At 48.2% G+C, this 19,888-nt stretch carries 20 protein-coding genes; 8 read left to right on the plus strand and 12 right to left on the minus strand.

What is annotated here, in order from left to right; all coding sequences use genetic code 11:
• Nucleotides 1-285 precede the first annotated feature (285 nt).
• The 5 genes from H579_RS0100695 (at nt 286) to H579_RS0100710 (ending at nt 4,758) form a co-directional block, all read left to right on the plus strand.
• On the plus strand, nt 286-1,677 hold the full coding sequence (locus tag H579_RS0100695) for an aminotransferase family protein (protein ID WP_028299061.1): 1,392 nt from the start codon (nt 286-288) through the stop codon (nt 1,675-1,677).
• A 381-nt stretch (nt 1,678-2,058) separates the two neighbouring features.
• The gene (locus H579_RS29580) at nt 2,059-2,673 is read left to right on the plus strand and encodes a GntR family transcriptional regulator (RefSeq protein WP_245583186.1); all 615 of its coding nucleotides are present in this window, start codon (nt 2,059-2,061) and stop codon (nt 2,671-2,673) included.
• Nucleotides 2,670-3,575 (plus strand): aminotransferase-like domain-containing protein, encoded by a 906-nt coding sequence (locus H579_RS29585; protein ID WP_245583187.1) that lies wholly within the window; start codon nt 2,670-2,672, stop codon nt 3,573-3,575. The genes H579_RS29580 and H579_RS29585 overlap by 4 nt, the downstream gene beginning before the upstream one ends.
• A gap of 212 nt (nt 3,576-3,787) precedes the next feature.
• Entirely contained in the window at nt 3,788-4,306 is a 519-nt protein-coding gene (locus H579_RS0100705) for a putative sulfate exporter family transporter (protein ID WP_084623767.1), read from the plus strand.
• A 263-nt stretch (nt 4,307-4,569) separates the two neighbouring features.
• The gene (locus tag H579_RS0100710) at nt 4,570-4,758 is read left to right on the plus strand and encodes a hypothetical protein (protein WP_028299063.1); all 189 of its coding nucleotides are present in this window, start codon (nt 4,570-4,572) and stop codon (nt 4,756-4,758) included.
• 291 nt (nt 4,759-5,049) lie between these two features.
• On the opposite strand, the gene H579_RS0100720 is transcribed toward H579_RS0100710, so the two are convergent.
• On the minus strand, nt 5,050-5,547 hold the full coding sequence (locus H579_RS0100720; RefSeq protein ID WP_028299064.1) for an Lrp/AsnC family transcriptional regulator: 498 nt from the start codon (nt 5,545-5,547) through the stop codon (nt 5,050-5,052).
• Nucleotides 5,548-5,715: 168 nt separating this feature from the next.
• Between H579_RS0100720 and H579_RS0100725 the strand changes: the two genes are divergently transcribed.
• A complete protein-coding gene (locus H579_RS0100725; RefSeq protein WP_051227182.1) occupies nt 5,716-6,357 on the plus strand; it encodes a LysE family translocator in 642 nt (213 codons plus the stop codon).
• Between the two features lie 104 nt (nt 6,358-6,461).
• On the opposite strand, the gene H579_RS30020 is transcribed toward H579_RS0100725, so the two are convergent.
• Both H579_RS30020 and pdxR read right to left on the minus strand, forming a co-directional pair.
• On the minus strand, nt 6,462-6,671 hold the full coding sequence (locus tag H579_RS30020) for an aldehyde dehydrogenase family protein (protein ID WP_157834529.1): 210 nt from the start codon (nt 6,669-6,671) through the stop codon (nt 6,462-6,464).
• 56 nt (nt 6,672-6,727) lie between these two features.
• Nucleotides 6,728-8,236, minus strand: a complete 1,509-nt coding sequence (pdxR, locus tag H579_RS0100730; RefSeq protein WP_028299066.1) for a MocR-like pyridoxine biosynthesis transcription factor PdxR — start codon at nt 8,234-8,236, stop codon at nt 6,728-6,730.
• A gap of 98 nt (nt 8,237-8,334) precedes the next feature.
• On the opposite strand from pdxR, the gene H579_RS0100735 reads away from it, so the two are divergent.
• Complete coding sequence (locus H579_RS0100735) at nt 8,335-8,970, plus strand: FMN-binding negative transcriptional regulator (RefSeq protein ID WP_028299067.1); 636 nt, start codon at nt 8,335-8,337, stop codon at nt 8,968-8,970.
• Nucleotides 8,971-9,067: 97 nt separating this feature from the next.
• On the opposite strand, the gene H579_RS0100740 is transcribed toward H579_RS0100735, so the two are convergent.
• The 9 genes from H579_RS0100740 to H579_RS0100775 form a co-directional block, all read right to left on the minus strand.
• The gene (locus H579_RS0100740) at nt 9,068-9,490 is read right to left on the minus strand and encodes a hypothetical protein (RefSeq protein ID WP_028299068.1); all 423 of its coding nucleotides are present in this window, start codon (nt 9,488-9,490) and stop codon (nt 9,068-9,070) included.
• 316 nt (nt 9,491-9,806) lie between these two features.
• Nucleotides 9,807-10,295, minus strand: coding sequence for a universal stress protein (locus tag H579_RS0100745; RefSeq protein ID WP_028299069.1), 489 nt, complete (start codon nt 10,293-10,295; stop codon nt 9,807-9,809).
• 102 nt (nt 10,296-10,397) lie between these two features.
• Nucleotides 10,398-11,741, minus strand: coding sequence for a TRAP transporter large permease (locus H579_RS0100750; RefSeq protein ID WP_028299070.1), 1,344 nt, complete (start codon nt 11,739-11,741; stop codon nt 10,398-10,400).
• A complete protein-coding gene (locus H579_RS23710; protein ID WP_051227183.1) occupies nt 11,734-12,399 on the minus strand; it encodes a TRAP transporter small permease in 666 nt (221 codons plus the stop codon). Before H579_RS23710 ends, H579_RS0100750 begins: the two co-directional genes overlap by 8 nt.
• Nucleotides 12,400-12,572: 173 nt before the next feature.
• Nucleotides 12,573-13,577 (minus strand): TRAP transporter substrate-binding protein, encoded by a 1,005-nt coding sequence (locus H579_RS0100760; RefSeq protein WP_028299071.1) that lies wholly within the window; start codon nt 13,575-13,577, stop codon nt 12,573-12,575.
• 896 nt (nt 13,578-14,473) lie between these two features.
• Nucleotides 14,474-14,632 (minus strand): FGGY family carbohydrate kinase, encoded by a 159-nt coding sequence (locus tag H579_RS29800; protein ID WP_157834526.1) that lies wholly within the window; start codon nt 14,630-14,632, stop codon nt 14,474-14,476.
• A gap of 48 nt (nt 14,633-14,680) precedes the next feature.
• A complete protein-coding gene (locus H579_RS0100765; protein WP_157834527.1) occupies nt 14,681-15,283 on the minus strand; it encodes a PqiC family protein in 603 nt (200 codons plus the stop codon).
• Between the two features lie 65 nt (nt 15,284-15,348).
• On the minus strand, nt 15,349-17,109 hold the full coding sequence (pqiB, locus tag H579_RS23715) for an intermembrane transport protein PqiB (RefSeq protein WP_084623762.1): 1,761 nt from the start codon (nt 17,107-17,109) through the stop codon (nt 15,349-15,351).
• An 11-nt stretch (nt 17,110-17,120) separates the two neighbouring features.
• Nucleotides 17,121-18,422, minus strand: a complete 1,302-nt coding sequence (locus H579_RS0100775) for a paraquat-inducible protein A (protein ID WP_028299073.1) — start codon at nt 18,420-18,422, stop codon at nt 17,121-17,123.
• 357 nt (nt 18,423-18,779) lie between these two features.
• Here H579_RS0100775 and H579_RS0100780 point away from each other — a divergent pair, with 357 nt between their 5' ends.
• On the plus strand, nt 18,780-19,517 hold the full coding sequence (locus H579_RS0100780; protein WP_028299074.1) for a substrate-binding periplasmic protein: 738 nt from the start codon (nt 18,780-18,782) through the stop codon (nt 19,515-19,517).
• Nucleotides 19,518-19,888 lie beyond the last annotated feature (371 nt).

Genomic DNA, 19,888 nt, shown 5'->3' on the forward strand with positions numbered 1-19,888 from the left:
TTGTTTAGCATCTTTGTGTGTATTGTGGTCCTTATTTAAGGGCTACGCCAGTATTTTATGGAGTACTGATATTGTGCATTTCATTCTATTTTTACTGGCCTCAATACTGCCTTTTATCTGGCTCTAACGGCTCTAAGGGTGGCAAGGTACTTTTAGTTTACGGATTGTCAGACAGGCTTCTCCATCCTCGGTTGTGCATAGGGTTCTTAGCAGATTTCGCACACAGTTCAGTAATGGAAACGGAGCAGCAAGACCTGTCTCACTGATTGATTTGATGAGGCCCATATGACTTATAACGTAAATGATTTTGACTCCCTGGATGTTGTTAATAGCGACCGCAATCACGTTTGGCACCACCTGACGCAACATAAGCCGTTTGAAACCGCAGATCCTATGGTGATCGTAAAGGGTGACGGCATGCGAGTATGGGATACTAAGGGCAATGAATACCTGGATGCAGTATCCGGTGCGGTATGGACGGTAAATGTTGGTTATGGCCGTACCGAGATCGCTGATGCGGTGCGTGATCAGCTGGTCAATATGAACTACTTTGCTCAAAGCGCGGGTAATGTGCCAGCCGCTCAGTTTGCGAAAAAGCTGATTGATAAGATGCCGGGTATGAGTCGGGTGTACTACTCCAACTCAGGCTCTGAAGCCAACGAAAAAGCGTTCAAGATTGTACGTCAGATCGCCCATAAAAAGTACGGTGGTAAGAAGACCAAAATTCTGTACCGTGAGCGTGACTACCATGGCACCACTATCGCCACGCTGAGTGCCACCGGCCAGATTGAGCGTCGCGACCAGTACGGTCCTTTTGTACCTGATTTTGTTGAAGTGCCACACTGCTGCGAGTACCGCGCTCAGGACGGTTCCGATAAAGAAAACTATGGCGTCTGGGCCGCAGATCAGATCGAAAAAGTGATTCTGGCAGAAGGTCCTGAAACCGTGGGTGCGCTATGTCTGGAGCCGATCACGGCTGGTGGTGGTGTGATTGAGCCGCCTGCGGGTTACTGGCCGCGTGTGCAGGAGATCTGCAAAAAGTACGATGTGCTGCTGCATATCGATGAAGTGGTGTGTGGTCTGGGTCGTACCGGTAAGTGGTTTGGTTATCAGCATTATGGTGTGCAGCCAGATATCGTCACTATGGCAAAAGGTGTGGCGTCCGGTTATGCCGCGATCTCCTGTACGGTGACCACTGAAGAAGTGTTTGCCGCTTTTAAAGAGGACGTTGATCCTCGCATGGGTTACTTCCGTGATATCTCTACCTTTGGTGGTTGTACAGCCGGTCCTGCGGCAGCATTGGTGAATATGCAGATCATCGAAGATGAGAAGCTGCTGGAAAATGTCACTATGCAGGGAGAGTACCTGCGCGGTCGTCTGAATCAGCTGATGGAAAAACATCCGCTGATCGGTGATGTACGCGGTAAAGGTCTGTTTGCCGGTTTTGAGCTGGTTAAAGATCGCGACACGAAAGAACCTGTAGACGAAACCGTTGCTGCAGCCGTCGCTGCTCATTGTATGGCCAATGGCGTAATTATCGGTCGCACTAACCGCTCCTTTAAGACCAATAACAACACCATCTGTCTGGCTCCGGCACTGATCGCTACGCAAGACGATATTGATCAGATTGTTAATGCACTGGATGGGGCGGTAGCCGAAGTCAGCCGCAAGCTGTAACTCTATCGCGCACCGTAGTGGTGCGTAATTGATGGGTTTGATTGGTGAGTCAGTCAAACCTTTTACTCTTCAGATTGTCCTGTTTTGCTGAGGTGGCGGCCTCCCCTCGAAAGGTCCTCCAACAGAGCTTGGCGCTGGTGCTTGCCGCTGCTCTGCTCGCCGCCTTGGCATTTTGCTTTGTGTTAAAGTGTTTGATAAATAAAGCACTTTTCTTCTGGTAGGGAACAACCTCCCTTATCTTGTCTGGCAGATTCTTTTATCCAGCGGGTGGGCTCTGGTCAGGATCTTGCTTGCTAATAGACATATTCTGCTTTTCATCGGTTTTCGGTTTGCTATCAATCGGCGATCGACTTCCCTCGGTTTTGCTTAAGAGGCGCTGCTATGTTCCAGCTTTTCCATCTTTCACCTAATAAAGGCACCAGTCTGCAGAAACAGCTGAGAGAGCAGATCGCCACCGCAATCCTTAACGGCAATATCCCGCTGGATACGCCGTTACCTTCCAGTCGTAAGCTGGCGCAACAGTTAGGCATTGCCCGTAATACCGTGGTATTGGCTTATGAGCATCTGCTGGATGATGGCTATCTGATCGCCCGTGAACGTCGTGGTTATTTTGTCAATCCCGATATTCTGGCGGGTAAGGTAGACGGTCCAGCAGGTAAGGTAGGAAGCTTAGCCGGTAAGGCCAATCATCAAGCGGGGCGAGGCGATCAGGCTGATGGTCAAGTGGAAGCTTCGACTCAGGATACTCGTCTGCCGGATTGGGAGCAGCGTTTTAAGATCCGCCCCAGCGCGCAGCAAAATATCGTTAAGGCTCAGGATTGGCAGTCCTACGATTATCCTTTTATCTACGGTCAGTTTGACGAAAAGATCTTCCCCAGTGTTAATTGGCGCGAATGCTGTCGTGATGCGGCCAGCGATGCTGCAGTGAGTGATTGGGCCTCCGATAGTATGGACCACGACGTGGCGTATGGGCATCACCGGAGCAGATTCTGGTGACGGTGGGCTCTCAGCAATCCCTGTTTATGCTGGTGCAATTGTTATTGGATCAGCAATCGGTGCTGGGGCTGGAAGAGCCCGGTTATGTGGATGTGCGCAATATCGCCAGCCTGCATAAATGTCAGCTTAAATCCTTGGCGATCGATAAACAGGGTTTGGTGGTTGATGATCAACTCAATGAATGTGATCTGATCTACACTACCCCCAGTCATCAGTGCCCGACCACGGTGACCATGCCTATCGAGCGCCGTTATGAGCTACTGCGTAAGGCCAGTCAGGAAGACTTTCTGATTATCGAAGATGACTACGAAAGCGAAACTAACTTTGACAGTAAGCCCAATCCCGCGCTAAAAAGTCTGGATGAGAGTGACCGGGTGATCTATATCGGTAGCTTGTCTAAGACTCTGGCACCGGGTTTGCGTTTGGGCTATGTGGTGGCCTCAGAGCGCTTAATCGAAGAGGCCAGAGCACTGCGCCGTTTGATGATTCGTCATCCTGCGTCCAATAACCAGAGAGCTGCAGCCCTGTTTCTGGAGCGGGGTTATCATGATGCCCTAGTGATGAATATTGCCCGTAACTATCAGGTGCGCTGGCGTGCCATGAATGAAGCGCTAACCCAGCATCTGCCCGGTTGTCACGAAACGCCCAGCTTTGGCGGCTCCTGCTATTGGGTACGTGGTCCAGAAGGACTGGATGCTGGTGTGCTGAAACATAGGGCAGCGGAAGAGAGCATCTTTATCGAACCCGGTACAATCCATTTTTATGGCGCTGATGGTTTGAGTGATCATGTGCCGAAAAACTATTTTCGTTTGGGCTTTTCGTCGATTTCTACTGATCGTATTGAGCCGGGTATTAAAAAGCTGGCAGCGATTATTCATGAGTTATGCCCGGATACGTTTTAGCCGATTGCATCCCTTGGCTTTACCGTTATGCTTTGGAGGCAGCCTCCAGCCTCCAGCCTCCAGCCTCCAGCCTCCAGCCTCCAGCCTAGATAGAACAACTGGTTCTAAACTTAGATTGCTTTTGTGTCCAACGGCCCTTTGATCTCCCACGTTATATTGCCAGCAGATGCGGATCTGACCCCTAAGATCCCAGAATGCTTGTGGAGATCACTATGGCCAATAGCGCAAAAGGGCTGACTTTCTTCCCTGATAGCAGCAGAAGCTATCTGACCGAACTGTTACCGGGTTTTATGTTATGTCTGGTTGTAGGCAGGGCGGCGACCTTTGTCTCTGACCACTACGGTGGCCCAACCATTCTGTATGCCCTGCTGATGGGTATGTCACTGAATTATCTATCCCAGGAAGGCCGCTGTGTGACGGGCATTCAGTTCTCTGCTAAAGCGGTACAGCGTATCGGTATTGCCTTGCTGGGGGCACGAATTACCTTCGAACAGCTGTTGGGCTTGGGTATTACACCGATTGCTATCGTTCTGGCCGGTGTGCCTGCCCCAATTTTGGAGAGCATGACCGAACTGTCTCGATGGTGTCTGATCGTGGCCATGGTGGGCCTGGGTATGAAGGCATCATTCAAAGAGTTATCCACAATGGGATGGAAGCCGGTGGTACTACTGGTTTCAGAAACCCTGTTTTTGGCATTGCTGGTGATGATCTGGTTGTTTATCGCCCGCTAGTGAATGGAGGGCCAGGCTCCTGCTTTGAACTCAGTCTTTTATTTGTCATCAAAATTTAATGAAAACAGGATAGGCGGTGTTTGACAGAATATCGGTCAGAGTGTAATCTAAAAACGTATATACATTTGCTATCTAATAGATATCAATTCGATAATAAATAGATATCTTTAGGCTATCTTGTTGGTGTCGAGCAAATATCTGGTGACAGCGTTTGATATGCATGTGCGTTTTCTTCTTGATTTACCGGTTTTGAGGATGCATGCATGGATAAGAGTAGAACGGTTAAGAAAGCTGGAAAAAAAGATAGCCAGTTGATTATTCGAATCAACGGTGAAGAAAGAGACCGATTTGTCAGCCTGTGCGATGAGCTGGATACCAGCGCCGCACGGGAGGTTAGAAGATTTATTCGTAGTTTTCTTGAAGAGCATGAACAGGATGATCCAGCGAACTAACCGCTGATCACCTTCCATGAACGGATAGAAAACTGATACTCAAAAGCACGGAGATACATCTCATGGCTAAGAAAGCTAACGCAAAAGATCTGAAAAAAGCAATCAAAGCACGTCAGGCTAAAATTGCTAAGCACTCTGACAAGCTGAAAAAGCTGCAGAAGTTGCTGAAAAAAGCGAAGTAATTGATACGATTGCTTTTATGCTTTTTAAGAGGCGGGGCTATTTAGCTCCGCCTTTTTTGTCTTCGTCATTTTTACTTCGTAGGGCTATTTGATCTTTAAAGCATATCTCTTAAGGTACAGGCTCGACTGGCAGGTCTGAATCCCGCTTGACCTCTTTCACCGAAATATGAGATTGCACCGCCGTCACTCCGGGAATACGGCGTATCAGGGTTATACGCTCTGAAAACTCATCCATATCCCTCGCTACCAGTTGTAGTAAGTAATCCACATTTCCAGTGATACAGTGACACATTTGCACCCACTCGAAGCCACCGATTAACTCTTCAAAACGATTGGTCAGTTCGACCTCATGACTGGCAAAAGAGACCTGGGTAAAGACCACAATGTCATAGCCCATTTTTCTGCGATTCAGCACCGTACGGTACTGTTCGATATAGCCGTTTTCTTCCAGGCGTTTCCAGCGTCGCCAGCAGGGTGTTTCACTCAGGTTAACCTGTTCGGATAGCGCACTGTTGCTGATACGTGCATCGGACTGCAACTTACGCAAAATCTGCAAATCAGTGCTATCTAGCTCATTATGAGGTGAGTCTTTCTGTTTCTTGTTCATTGGTAGGGTATTCTTTTAAAAAAAGTGTAATATCGAGTGTAGATAGCAAGGTTATTCCTGGCAATCCCGATAGACTTTTTCTGTCGCTGCCAGATGTCACTTGTTCTTCACAGGTACTGAGACGGTGATTGCATATGCCTGATCAATACAGATAGATAGGAGAAGAAGATGGCCGACTTGCTGATTAATAGTCCATTGTTGGGCAGTGTGCTGACGTTGATCATTATTCACTTTATTGCCACGGTGTCCCCAGGGCCTGATTTTATGCTGATCTCTAAAGAGGCGCTGACTAAAGGGAGAAAAGCCGGTTTTGTTTCTATGGCGGGCACCTTATCCGGGTTGAGTATTCATATACTCTATTCCGCGCTGGGGCTGGCAGCAGTATTGGCCAGTTCGGCGCAGGCGTTATTGGCGATCCAGCTTATGGGAGGCGGTTATCTGATCTATCTGGGAGTTAAGGGATTGCGGGCGCAGCCCGCTCAGGTCTCTGACGAGCATGACAGGGTGCCTTTTACAGATTCTTACTGGCAGATTTTCCGGGCAGGTTTTATCTGTGACCTGCTGAACCCCAAAGCCCCAGTGTACTTTGTGACCCTTTTTACACTGGTGCTGTCACCGGATATGCCCGTTGAACACCTGATGATCTACGCAGGCTGTATTTTAGCGATACATTCCGGCTGGTTTACTCTGGTGATTGTTCTGTTATCCACACCGGCAATCAATAAACGTTTTAAGCAGATGAGCCACTGGATCGATCGGGTATTAGGCGGTGCTATGGTGTTGATCGGTATGAAGTTATTGGCAAGTTGATAAGCTATCACTCAGCAAGCCGTAAGCGGGCACATCTCTTACGGCTTCTTTTTGACCTGAGACTTCCTTTTTTATTTGCGACTGACTGTTTAACCTGAAAAGTCTTAACCCAGCAGGCTAAAACCATTAATTGGCGACACAGCTGCGCACGTTAGAATCGCCCGCATTTCCAAATTGCCTTTCATCACCTGCTGGATCTTAAAGATGTAGTTCATACGCTTAGGCAGTGGCGTTGCACTCCAGGCAGGAAATGCTTCAGCCGCAGCGGCTACTGCAGCACAAGAAGTACCAGAGAATCGTGATAACCCCGTGATAGAAACAGGCCCACCGCTCTTTGGTTATTCAATAGTACCAACTCATCAGTACCCGCTTATTTTGCTGCAATATCCTGACAAGAGCAGAGTACAGATAGCAGTTGATCAAGCGCAGTATGGATCTCCTGCTCGGTATATCCGGCAAACCCCATGATCAGGCCATTGCAGTCGGTGCGCTGATAACAGGCTGTGGATAACGCTTCCAGTGCTAACCCCGCTTGATGAGTCCTGGTGACAATATCCACATCGTTGAATGTTTGATTCAGATGAAAGACCAGTTTCATACCGGCGCTGTAATCCTGCACATGACCGAAGTGGTTGAAGCGGGTTTGTAACTGTTGCACCAGATATTTATTCCTCTCGCTATAGATTTTGCGTACCCGCCTTAAGTAACGGTAAAAATCACCACTGTGAATAAACTCTGCCAGCGCAGGCTGGGGCATAAGTCCGGCTTTCAGGCTGTAGTCCGATAATATTTTACGCACAGGGGCAATCAGAGGCTCGGGTACAATCAGATAGCCCAATCTCAGGGTATTGGAGAAGAGTTTGGCAAAGCTGCCGATGTACAGTGTACGCTGCAGCTGATCCAGCCCGGCCATTGCCGGGATGGGGCGGCCGATATAGCGAAACTCACTGTCGTAGTCATCTTCAATGATCCAGCGCTGATGCTTATGTGCCCAGTGGATATATTCCCAACGTCTTTGTGGCGTCATGGTATTACCCAATGGGTATTGGTGGGAGGGTGTCAGTACGACAACGTCCGGGTGAGCGTCTGCTTCCAGTTGAGCCTCAGGCTGATGTGAGTCTGGGCTATCCGGCAGACTGGCACCATCACTATCCACACGCAGAAATACAGGGTTCAGCCCCATGCCCGTGACCTGATGCAGAATGGGGCGATAGCCAGGGTCTTCAAGACCCACGTTGTGTCCCGGCTGTAACAGGGTGCGAAAACTGATGGTCAGGGCATCGGTTGCTCCGGCTGTGACGATAACCTGATCGGCTGAAACCTCCAGTCCCCGCCATTCCCGCACATGATGAGCTATCGCCTGTCGCAGTTGCTGATCTCCTACCGCTTCACTGCCTGTCAGCATGGACTCAGGCCGGGTACGACAGATACGGGCGATGGTTTTGGCCCACTGGCGATAGGGAAATAAGCGCATATCTGGCAAGCTTGGGGTGAGCAGTTTATCTGGCTGTTCCTTTAACGGCTCTTTTAACTGCTCCTTTAAGCGAGAAATCTGGCGTGGCGGCCCAGCTGACTTGTTGTTGTCTTGAAGTACTTTTGTCCTGCCTGGTAACTCGGTCTCCCCCAGGCCGCAAACGCGATAGCCTGCACCGGGTTTGCTTTGCAGATAGCCCTCTGCGACCAGCTGTTCATAGGCGGTGACGACGGTTGAGCGGGATATCGCTAACTCCTGAGCCAGTGTACGAGTGGCCGGTAAGCGGGTGTCTGCGTTGAATACGCCGTTGTGAATTAAGCGGCGTATGGTATCGCAGAGTTGTTCGAAGATCGGTCGGGCATCCGATCGGTCAACGGAGAAGAGCAGTGTAGGATTTTGGCTCATATTGGTATGTTTTATTTTTATAAAATTGGATCTTATAAGAATACCAATTGCATGACAGACTTGCCTCATATCTGATAACACTAGTGAGGAGATCCGCCATGTTTCAGCCCGCCTGTTTTCGTGAAAACCGTATTGAAGTGATGCAGGAGATGATGCGTGAGCAGCCATTTGCCAGTGTTATCTCTTTGCAGGAGGGCGAGATTGTGGGTGATCACTTACCTCTGGTATTGCACTCTGAGTCGTCGGAGTATGGCGTGTTGCAGGGGCATATCAACCGTGCCAATCCCATCTGTAAAAAGTGGGATGCGGATACGGAACTTCTGGTGATCTTTCAAGGGGCGCATCACTATGTTTCGGCCTCTTGGTATCCATCAAAGCAGGAACATGGCAAGGCCGTTCCAACCTGGAATTACATTATGGTGCATGCCCGTGGACGGCTTAGACTACATGAAGATGGTGCCTGGCTGTTGAACCACCTGAATGAACTGACTCAACAGCAGGAGCATGGTCGCCCTATGCCCTGGAAGGTTTCTGATGCCCCGGCAGAATATATTGAGCGTATGACCCGTGGCATTATCGGGGTTGAGATCGAGATTACGTCGTTACAGGGTACCTGGAAGGCCAGCCAGAATAAGGATGAGCGTGATCGGGGCGGGGTGGTCAGGGGATTGCGTCAGGAAGGCTCGGATCACAGTAGTGTGATGGCTGATTTTGTTGAGCAACGTCTGGGCTAGAAATGTACTGCCTGTAACTCTGGTTCATCTATTTCAGGGTTCTGACCTACCTTTCAGAACTCTAACCCGGCGGCTTCAAAACTCTGAACCGGCCTCTTCAGGACTCGATCAGGTCGGCCAGGATTATTTTGTTAACGACTCGATTAGACAAAATGGCTTTGTGGCGCCTGGCCTCTGCAACGGAATCCGGTGCATGCAGAAAGCCGCCTTTTTTGAAGCCAAATGCGATCTCCTGACGAATACGATACTTTAACGTATGCATCTGTGTGATCGCATCTTCCCCCTCAAGGATAAACAGGTCCAGCGTAAATAGAGGCGGTGTGCGCAGTATCGAGAAAAAGCGGGCTGTCCAGCTGTCATAGATCTGGAAAAAATCTGCGATAGTCAGCTTAACCTGCCATACCTCGGTGATTTGTAACCCCTGCTGGCGCAGACGGGATTCGATATAGGCTTTTTTGTTAAACAGGTAGGCTTCTGACTTCAGCAGACAAAAGGAAGTTCTTGAACTGTCACAACTCATCAATAATCAACCGGTTACCCGGACTCCTGTACCCTTTCGCAATAGCAAACGGCAGCATCCTGGAGTGCGTGGCGTAATAAAAAGATCATGGAAAAAACATGGGGCTGCTTCGCTATAGCGCGCTTGGCCATAATGCTCGCGCTGTGCGTGAGATTTTGACAAGCCGCCGTGTTTTTTCGCTATTGTTGTGCTTGGATAGGTAACCGGTTGATTTAGTTCCTGATTGGAGAGTATTACGGGGAAAGTTACGGAAAAAGTAATGGAACACTTTCCTCTGACAGATGTGGTATCACCTGATTGATTGGGGCCAATCGTCTCAATGTTCCGGCAACGGTACCACCAGCATAGGGATACGGGAGCGGCCCAGCACGTTTTTGGCTACGCTACCCAGAAAAGTGTGCATTACTCCTTTTTCATGGGCGCCCATTACAATCAGATCCACCCCTTTATCCTGGGAAACCTTCAAAATCGCTTCAGCGGGGTAAGCCTCCGCAATATGAATCGACTTAATCTGCTGGCGCACCTCCTCCTCATCCGGGTGTTGTTGCCAGAAGTGCTTTTGGCTGTCTTCCAGGCGTTGCTGCGCATGCTTAATACGCTGGCGCAGAAGCTGATAACGACTACCAGAGTCAGAGAGGTAGGTTTGCAGGGTAAAGTGGGCATCATCGGATAGTTTCTCTACCAGATGTAATATGATGATCTCGGCCCCGGTTTTTTTGGCGATATACAGTGCTTGCTCTAACGCAGCATAGGAGCCGGGAGACAGGTCAGTGCTGTACAGTATTTTGCGAATTTCCGGCAACATGGGTGCCTCCTTTTATTGGTAATGGACATGGTCGAGAGTGGATTACTGATAACGGTGATCTGAGCCTGAGCCGATGCTCAGGCTGTTTATGGCTGACTCTCATCAGTAACCCAGCATCGCTGGCAGAAACAGAGTAAGTTCTGGGAAAAAGGCGATCACAAACACCGCCAGGGCCGACATCAGAGCAAACGGCAGAGCCTTCGCCGTCACCTCTTCCAGTGAAACATTGGAGATACCCGAGGCGACAAACAGATTCTCGCCCAGGGGTGGTGTTGAGAAGCCAATAGACAGACAACACACCATCACGATACCGAAATGCACCGGATCGATACCCAAGCTATAGGTCACCGGCAGAAGAACCGGTGTCAGAATCATAATCGCCGCCAGCGTCTCCATAAACATACCGACAAACAGCAGGAAGCCGATGATCAGTACCCAGATCAGATAGAGGTTATCGGTTAGGCTGAGCATGGACTCTGCCACAATCGCCGGGATCTGGTTTTCCACCAGCAGACGACCAAACACAGTAGCGGTAAATAGGATCAGTAGCACACGACCGGAGAGCCAGGTGGTGGTTTCCAGCGAGCGGAAAATATCGTTCCAGCTTAACTCCCTGTGGATAAATACACCGACAAACAGAGTGTAGAAGATAGCGACGATAGCGGACTCAGTGGGCGTAAAGAAGCCTGAGTAGATTCCACCCAGGATCACCAGTGGGGCCAGAATCGACCAGAAACCGTTTTTAAAGGCATAACCGATCTGATCAAAATCCCAACCGCCCTCTGTACCCAGATAACCCGCTTTTTTACAGCGAATATAATTGAGCAGTAACAGGGAACAGGACACTACAAGACCAGGAATCACACCGGCAACAAACAGCTTGGTGATGGATACGCTTTGGAACTCACCGTGTTGCTCAATGGCTTCTGGTGGTACCGCAAGACCGATGGCCGAGATACCAAAAATCACCATAGGGATCGAAGGCGGGATAATAATGCCCAGGCCACCGGAGGAGGCGGTAATGGCAGAGGCGTAACCCTTTTCATAACCCCGTTTCACCATGGCGGGAATCATCAACATACCTACCGCTGCGGTAGTCGCAGGGCCGGAACCTGAGATAGCCCCAAAGAACATGCACGCCAGTACAGCTGCGGCAGAAATACCGCCAGTAAAAGGCCCGGCAAAACTTTCCGCCAGTGCGACTAAGCGCTTGGAGATACCGGCGGCTTCCATTAAGGCACCCGCCAGAATAAAAGCGGGTAGGGCCATTAACGGGAAGGAGCCCACCGAGGTAAAGGCGATCTGTACCAGCTTGATGGGGTTTTCTTCTAATACGATAAATGAGGCCATGGCCGATACCCCCAGCGCGACGGTAACGGGCGCACCCATGACCAGGAGTACCAGAAACGAGCCAAACAGGATCATCGCAATACTGGACTCATCCATGTTGCACCTCCGCGTTCTTGGTATGAGTGGTACGGTTATCGGGGCGCTCTGTTTTTGACTCGCCTTCTTCCCCGTGCACAGGCTTTGAGTCGGGCGCGGGCACTGAAACTTCTTGCTTTAGTGTATTTGCTGGTGCGTATTCCAGTGTCTCATCCAGCTCGATGTCATCCGGGACGTGTACGGTTTTGCCCTTCACCAGCTTGTTGTAGTTCACCTGCAGGATACGGAAGGTCATCAGGGTGAAGGCGATAGGCAGCACCAGATAGAAATATTTCATGGGAATGCCCAGGGTTTGGGATTTCCAGAACATATTCATGCGGTTAAAGACAAAGTCATAGGCCAGATAAACAAAGTAGGCGTTAAAACAGACCCAGATCAGATCGGTCACCACTTCAAGAATGGGCGGTAGCCAGGCAGGCATTAACTTGTATTGGAAGGTGACCCGGTTGTGTGCCGCCATCTTGGCCGCATAACTGGCACCAAAGAAGACAAACCAGACAAACATATAGACCGACAGTTCTTCACTCCAGGAGAAGGAGTAATCAAATAACTGTCGGGAAATAATCTGAGCGAATAGCAGAGTGACAAAGGCCGCGAGTAGAAAACGGCAGATATAACTCTCGATATTGTCCAGAAAATAAAGCACTTTACGGCCCATAATGGAATCTCCTCCCCTGTGTTAGGATCGTTGCCAGCCCTTGTTTTCATTGCGTGGTACAGAGGTCTATGAAAAAAGGAAAAAGCCAGACTTACAGCGTGACTGTAAGTCTGGAGGTTTAACGCAGGGGGTAATCTTTTTGCACGATTGGCTTTTTAGTTGGAACGAGCCAATTAAATTTGATCGCGGCCCAGGGATTTCAGCAGGGCGTTGATCTTCTCTTTACCACCGACACTGTCGTAGAACTTAGGCCACACTTCTTTCTGTGCGGCTGCAGCCCAGGCGGCCTCGTCGTTCAGGGTGTTCAGTTCCATGCCGTATTTGCTCACCAGTTCCTGTTTCACCTGGCTCTCTTTCTTTTTTAGCCAATCCAGACTGTAAGCGGTGGCTTCCTGACCGGCGGCCAGCATCGCTTGCTGGGTTTTCTTATTCTGATCCTGGAATACGGCTTCGGAAACAATCAGAGGCTCCAGCAGGAACAGGTAGTGCAGGTCGGTGATATATTTCTGTACTTCACCAAACTTCATGGAATAGATGGTGGTGTAAGGAGTGTCCTGACCGTCAACAACACGCTGCTGCAGAGCGGTAAAGGTTTCGGTCCAGGCCATCGGTGTCGGGTTGATGCCCCAGGACTTGTAGGTATCGATCATGATTTCGTTTTTCGGCACACGAATCACCATACCTTTCAGATCAGACAGCTGAGTCACCGGCTTTTTCGAGTTACTCAGTACCCGGAAGCCGCTGAAGGTCCAGCCCAGAATACGTACACCGGCATCACGCAGGGTGTTTTCGGTCAGTTCCTGACCTACAGGGCCTTGCACGGTTTGAGCGGCCTGATCCAGATTTTCAAAGATATACGGCAGGGACAGCATGCCAACCGTGGGTGAAAACGGTGCCAGGTTGTTACTGGCCAATACGGAGAAATCCAGCGTACCGATGGCCGCATCGTTGACCGTATCCTGCTCGGAACCCAACTGACCATTCAGGAACAGTTTAGCTTTATGTTTGTTATTGGTTTTTTCTGCCAGCAGCTCTGCAAACTTCAGACCCATCACCTGTTGTGCGGAGCCTTCGCCATCACCCACAGACATTTTAAAGTTTGCTGCCATCACGTTAGCGGACAACAGTAGACCCGCAGCAATTGCCAGAGGCTTAATAACCCGTTTTTTCAGCATCATATTTACTACTCCCGAATACTATCAGTAATATCATTTATCTTTTATTTAATAGTGTTCAGCACGTATCAATAAACACTCGCAAATAAGATTATCTTTATTAAATGGCTTTGCTGTTTAGCTATTGGCCAAGAAATATAGAAGCACTTTTGTGTTAGTGTGTATCAGCACATAATCACCCGGTTATTACTTTTGAATTTATAACCTAACGCTGCTCTGACTAGCCCATACGATGTGTAAACGTATTCTTTGCTTGCAAAGGTTTGGTGCAATATGTGCGCCAGATAGTGTCTTAATGTCGGGTGCTGATTTGCCGTGCCCTATTTCTGGTTTTCATTTAAATACCATGGGATAGCCGTCGGTTAGGGCCAGTTTTTTTGCGCTTTTTGGTCCAGTTATTTGTGTATTATACTGGTGCGGTTTAAAGGCGTTTTTTTACAAGCCGCGCTACAGTGGGGCGTTTTATTTTTGTTATTTGCACTATTAAGGTGATGTTTATTTTTTGATGCTTTGTTGTGGTGCATTTGTTTTTTCTGCTTTTAATTGATGCTGATGGCTTTTAATAGAGCGAGGTGTTAATGGATTAATTATTAGGGTTAAAGCTAATATTGCTTGGTCGTTTTTGATGGGCTTTGATAAGCATGCCCGCAATAAAAATATTGATGCTTTCAGATCAGTAGTCGATAGGGGAAGGATATAGATATCGCAAAACTTTTGTGCTGGTGCTTAGGTGTTGTTTGGTGTTAAAGCGCCCGTATATTCCAGCCGATTTGACTGACAACATCTGAATACTGGTGTTTAGGCGCTTATATAGGAGTTTAAAGATAACCTGATTAGCGTATCGGTACTGAGATACTAAGTATGAACTCTATGTACAGCATCCTACCATTACCAAGTGCTCATGGCTGGTATGGCCAAAGTTGGCAGCGGAATCCATCTTTTGGGAAGTGCAGGGGAAACTCTTTTTGAGCGACGCCATGAACCTGACCATCAAGACTAAACCGAATAGCTCGTGAGTTTGTTGTACCCCGATCAATGGACAAAATATAGTCTGACATCGTTACTACCTTAGGGGCTGTTTTGATCGGTGTACGCCCGCTTTAGTATTACTCGACATAGGCCTGCTGATTTGTCTGAAGGATTTTCTGGATCTGCTTGGCCTGGTCATCAGCGAGTTGACTGATCAGGCGCCGCAAAGTGTCGACAAGCGCTTCATAGCTTGAGTTCTCAATAGTCGCTTGAAGGTTAAAACGGTGATTCAGTAGCACCTTACTTTCGCTGTGTAGCTGCCAATAGCCGCTAAAAGTGGCTGGGCCCTGTTCAGTGCCGTGGAACTGATCTACCTGGGTGGTCAGGGTGTACTGCCAGTCATCATTTCGCCCTAGCATACCGTTATCGACTCGGCTATCAGTCAATAATCGGTTCAACTCTCCGTAAAGTACACGGGTAATTGCGCGCTCAGGTTGTTCAGCCCAGAGGTGAAAATTGGCTAACTGGATACGGTTGTGCTCGGTCATTACGGCAATACCTGAGCTGTTAATGTAGTCCGCCACTGTGATAGGTGCGATACCTACGACATGTTGAGTGTCCTGTTTGTGAATGGCATCGCTATTACTACTCAGCAAATAATAGTGGGTCGTTCGCTCAGGTTGTGATGTACAGGCACCCAATAGCACAGATAGAGAGAGTGCAATGACTGGGCGAGTCATCTTTTTTGTCTGTCTGGCGGCATATGTTTTGAGCGCAAAAGATTGCAAGGACACTATGAATGGCATTAGCGGGACTCCTTATCCATCTGACCTGGAACAACATCGGGCCCTTTAGGCGCTTCGAAAATCAGTGCGTTGGACTTTTGATCCAGGGCTTGCAGTACCGGTTGTAGCTGCTCCATGGTTTGTTGCAGGGTGCGCAAAGAACGATTCATCTCTTGATATAAGCGGCTATCTGGTGATAGCCCCTGTGCTGTGAGCCGTATCTCGCGTAATGTATGATTAATTTCTTCTGGTATCGCCTGTGTTTGAGGATTCGCAGCTAACTGCTCAATCTTTTGCAGTGTTGTTTCCATCTGCTTGATGGCTTTCTCTCCACTGCGAAGGCTACCTTGAGCTTGTTGTAGCGTTTGCTGTGCCTGAGCCAGGACCGGCTCAATCTGCAACTGCTCCATCTTGTTCAATATTGCCAGTAATTTAGCTTCGATCTGAGCAAAGCCGCTGGAAACTGTGGGTAATACCCGATAGTCTCCTATCTGTTCTACATAAGCCTCCTTCGCATCAGGATAAATATCCAGATCGACAAACAGGCTACCTGTCAGCAGGTTTCCTGGCTTCAGGCTGGCACGCATACCGCGATTTACCCAGTACAGCATCTGCAGATGGCTCTGCATTAAGACATCCTCACTGTCAGAAAAACCCAGACGGCCAGGCTCCATGCGAATGACGACAGGGATACGAGGATCATTTTCATAATTCAGCTCATCACGGCGGAAAGAGATTCGCTCTACAGCGCCTAGTTTTACCCCTCGAAATTCCACTGGTGCTCCAGGCAAAAGGCCTCGAACGGATTCATCAAACATCAAAAGATATTCGTTGTAGTGATCAAAAGGCGCTTCACGAACACTATTAAAATCAGGATGTAAACGGAAACGTTGACCGGCTTTGGCCTGCTCTACATTGATGTCATTCGGGGCATGTTCAGTAAGCTGATCAAAGGCAATGCCACCGGAAATCAGAGTGTCCAGTGAGCCCGCGTGAAAGCTTACTCCTTCTGAAGATAGATTGAGGTTTACACCGCTGATATTCCAGAAGCGGCTTTCACTATTAACTAAGCGATCATATGGGGCCTGAATAAAGATACCGTACAGAGCTTCCCGGTCTTTGGTATCAAATTGAATACTTTCGATACGACCTACCGGAAAACCACGAAATAGCACTTTATCGCCGACATTCAGCGAGAAGCCTTCATTACTAGCGAGCTTTAAGCGTAAGCCAGGCTCTGATGCAGATGCTACCGGAGGTGATTCCAGACCGTAATATTGGGGTGGTGGTTCGCCATGCTGGCCTGGATTCATTTCGATATAGGCACCGGATAACAGAGTACCTAAACCACTGATACCTGAGGCACCAATTCTGGGACGAACGACCCAGAACTCACTGTCATTGTGTAGTAATTCGATAGCATCTGGTTCAATACGTGCGTTAATGATCACACCATTGTTGGGGTAATTGAGGGATAAAGACTCAACTTTGCCTATTTCGACATTACGCACCTTAATCTTGGTTTTGCCAACCTCAATACCTTCTGCGGTAATAAAATGAACGCGGATCAGTTGGCCCCGGTTAGCCCAGTCGTGATAGATCATCCAGCCGCTGATGGCTAAAGCTATTAAGGGGAGTAACCAGATCGTCGAGATGGAGCGTCTGGCACTGATTATTGGTCTTGGTGTAGGTTGAGTAAAACCATTGTCGTGACTATCCGTCTGCTTGCTCTCTGAAGAGGGGCTATCTGTGGGTTGATTGTCAGGCGTGTTATTCGACATAACTGATCGGTTTAATCCAAAAGATCGTTCAGGGATTCCTGCCCTTGGTTAATGGCAGCACGTTCATTAGGTCTCAGATTATCCCATATTAAGCGCGGATCAAAACTAAGGGCGGATAACATTGTTAAAATAACGACACCAGCAAAGGCGATAGTAGCGATACCTGGTTGAACACTTACTAAGCCTCCCGGTTGCACCAAAGCAACAAGAACCGCAACAACAAAGACGTCAATCATAGACCAGCGGCCAATAAGCTCAGTAATGCGGTACATCCACACCCGCTCTTCAACACGGTGTTCATGGCTGGCCTGTACACTTATGACCAGCCAGCTCAGGACCAGCATCTTTGCAACAGGAATCAAAACACTGGCAATAAAGACAACCGCTGCAATGGGATAGGAGCCGTGTTGCCATAGGGTCAATACTCCCCCAAGAATTGTACTCGGTTCATCAGACCCTAACAGGGTGGTATGCATGATCGGATATAGGTTCGCTGGAAAGTAAAGCATGATTGAGGTGAGCAGATAGGCCCAGGTTTTCTGCAGGCTAAAAGGTATGCGGGCGTGTAGCTTTGTACCACACCGGGCACAATAGGGCTGGTTTACAGAGGTCAATAAACTACAGTGATGACAGCAATGTAGATTCTGCAACAGTGCGCCTTTGGGTTCTGTTTTGGGTTGTAAGCGGCAAATATGATGAGCTTTGTCCATGGTATGCCAAAGCTGTAGGCGATCGACAGAGGTAATGGTTAGGATCAAAAACAGTGCAAACAAAACATAAGACCAGAACGATAGCCCTATCACAAGATCAGCCATTCCGGAAATTTTTACCAGGCTAACCAGTACACCAATCAGAAAGACTTCAGCCATGCCCCAGGGGTGCAGAATAAAAAGCGCTCTTGCCATGCTATACATCCAGAAGAAGCAGTAGCCAGTCCTTAGTGGTAATAGAATCGATAGATAGCCGCATAAAATAAGTGCGGGAATCAGTAGAATAAAGAGGCAGAGTAACAGGGCTAGGATGGGGAACCCTTGTACTATCAGGTCAAAACCACTTTGTAACAGTGAGGTTTCCTGCTCACGCCCCTGGGATTTGAACGATAGGAAAGGGAAGGGTAGAGATAATAGGAGAAATACCAAGGAGGTAAGCGCATAGGCTGACGCACGGTTGTAAGCGTTGGATATACCTGTGGAGATCAGGTGACCACAGCGAGGGCAATGAGCCTTTTGTCTGGGGAGGAGTTCAGGTATTTCTAATACCAGATCGCAGCAGTGGCAGGCAATTTTCTCTGTGGATTGGTTCGTTACAGACATGGCGGGTTCGTCTTACCTGGGTTAATCTTTGTTTACTACTTGCTTAAGTTGATTGCTTAAGTTGAAAAGCCTGCCAATAGTATCTAAACAGAATCTCTAAGCTAAGTTTACCCTATGGGTTTAGTGTTCGCCGAGGGAAAGTTATGACTGTAGGTATGTAATGACGATATCTCCTTTGAATGAACTCATGATGGAAATCAAGGGCAATATAAATAGTTGGCAATATTTTCTGGTGAATACTGGGTAGCACCACTATAGTGCAATAACTGGTTGCATTCATTAAGGTGGAGGCCTTTGTTGATAAGGATATCCTGGTTTTTTCGGACATTAAACTTCGCAAGTGCACTGAGCATATTCTTGCTGGGCAGTGTTGTTCTGCCTGTACAGGCTGCAGAGTCTTTAAGCTTGCGTATGGCTGGTCCTGACTTTGCTCCCTATTACTTTCATGATGCTGAAGGTAAACCTACAGGCGAGCTGGTGAGGCTATATGCCATGATTGTTGAAAATGCTGGTTATCGCTGGCAAGGCTCTATTATTCCTGCTCGTAGGGTAATGCACGGCTTGGTTAAAGGGCAGTATGACAGTAGTATTCTGGTAAAAAATCCGCTGCTGGAAAGTTCTGCTGCGATGATGACAAGCTCAATTCATGTGTCTGAAATGATCCTCAATATCTACTTTCATAAAGATAAGCCAGCTATTCAGGGTAAAGAGCAGTTGCGGGGTTACTCTGTTGCGGTGATGCGAGGCTATGGTTATGGCGGTTTAAAGCGTTGGCTGGATAGTGAATATAATAATCTTAGCGTTTACGAACTCGATAGTTTTGCCAGCGTTATTCGTCTATTGGAAAGTCGGCGTGTGGATTATGCACTGTTATATGATGTGAATTTTGCTGAGGGTGTTAAAGATCTTGGTCGCTCTGCAAAAGATATAAAATCATATACACTGAATCGGGTTCCACTCTACTTTCACCTTAATAAAGACAAAGTGCCGAACGCCAGCCAAGTGATGGAGGATCTGATGGAAAGCTATCGCGACTTGATGACCCGTGGTTTGCTGGCCGGCAGCGAGAGTTTGCCTGAAGACGTTATTCGTTGAGGCATTAAATAGATGTTTAAGTGCTTGTATCTATTTAGCCAAGTCCCCTGAACCAGAATGCTCAGAATTTTTTTTACAAAAAAGTGAAAATAGGGGTTGTGCTTTGGTCTTCCGTGCGTATAATACGCCCTCGCTGTCACGGGGTAAGACCTCGAACAGCACCGCAACAGTCTGATTTTTCAAAAGTTTTTAACATTTTTGAAAAAGACAATTTGAAAATAAATTTCAAATCACTGTTGACAAGAGGTTTGAATGCTGTAAAATGCGTCGCCTCGGTTGAGCAAGTTAAGCGCTTGTCTCAACAAGCTCTTTAAAAATTTAGTCAGATAATTCGTGTGGGTGCTTGTCGGGATGATCTTGGAAAAGTCACA

The organism is Oceanospirillum beijerinckii DSM 7166 (genome assembly GCF_000422425.1).
GTDB classification, from domain to species: domain Bacteria; phylum Pseudomonadota; class Gammaproteobacteria; order Pseudomonadales; family Halomonadaceae; genus Oceanospirillum; species Oceanospirillum beijerinckii.

Coding starts and splice junctions, on each gene's coding strand:
- H579_RS0100695 (WP_028299061.1), top strand. CDS start 286: ATGACTTATAACGTAAATGATTTTGACTCCCTGGATGTTGTTAATAGC.
- H579_RS0100735 (WP_028299067.1), top strand. CDS start 8,335: ATGTTTCAGCCCGCCTGTTTTCGTGAAAACCGTATTGAAGTGATGCAG.
- pdxR (WP_028299066.1), bottom strand. CDS start 8,236: ATGAGCCAAAATCCTACACTGCTCTTCTCCGTTGACCGATCGGATGCC.
- H579_RS0100760 (WP_028299071.1), bottom strand. CDS start 13,577: ATGATGCTGAAAAAACGGGTTATTAAGCCTCTGGCAATTGCTGCGGGT.
- H579_RS0100725 (WP_051227182.1), top strand. CDS start 5,716: ATGGCCGACTTGCTGATTAATAGTCCATTGTTGGGCAGTGTGCTGACG.
- H579_RS0100745 (WP_028299069.1), bottom strand. CDS start 10,295: ATGTTGCCGGAAATTCGCAAAATACTGTACAGCACTGACCTGTCTCCC.
- H579_RS29800 (WP_157834526.1), bottom strand. CDS start 14,632: ATGTCAGACTATATTTTGTCCATTGATCGGGGTACAACAAACTCACGA.
- H579_RS0100750 (WP_028299070.1), bottom strand. CDS start 11,741: ATGGATGAGTCCAGTATTGCGATGATCCTGTTTGGCTCGTTTCTGGTA.
- pqiB (WP_084623762.1), bottom strand. CDS start 17,109: ATGTCGAATAACACGCCTGACAATCAACCCACAGATAGCCCCTCTTCA.
- H579_RS0100740 (WP_028299068.1), bottom strand. CDS start 9,490: ATGAGTTGTGACAGTTCAAGAACTTCCTTTTGTCTGCTGAAGTCAGAA.
- H579_RS29580 (WP_245583186.1), top strand. CDS start 2,059: ATGTTCCAGCTTTTCCATCTTTCACCTAATAAAGGCACCAGTCTGCAG.
- H579_RS23710 (WP_051227183.1), bottom strand. CDS start 12,399: ATGGGCCGTAAAGTGCTTTATTTTCTGGACAATATCGAGAGTTATATC.
- H579_RS0100765 (WP_157834527.1), bottom strand. CDS start 15,283: ATGACTCGCCCAGTCATTGCACTCTCTCTATCTGTGCTATTGGGTGCC.
- H579_RS0100720 (WP_028299064.1), bottom strand. CDS start 5,547: ATGAACAAGAAACAGAAAGACTCACCTCATAATGAGCTAGATAGCACT.
- H579_RS0100775 (WP_028299073.1), bottom strand. CDS start 18,422: ATGTCTGTAACGAACCAATCCACAGAGAAAATTGCCTGCCACTGCTGC.
- H579_RS0100710 (WP_028299063.1), top strand. CDS start 4,570: ATGGATAAGAGTAGAACGGTTAAGAAAGCTGGAAAAAAAGATAGCCAG.
- H579_RS0100705 (WP_084623767.1), top strand. CDS start 3,788: ATGGCCAATAGCGCAAAAGGGCTGACTTTCTTCCCTGATAGCAGCAGA.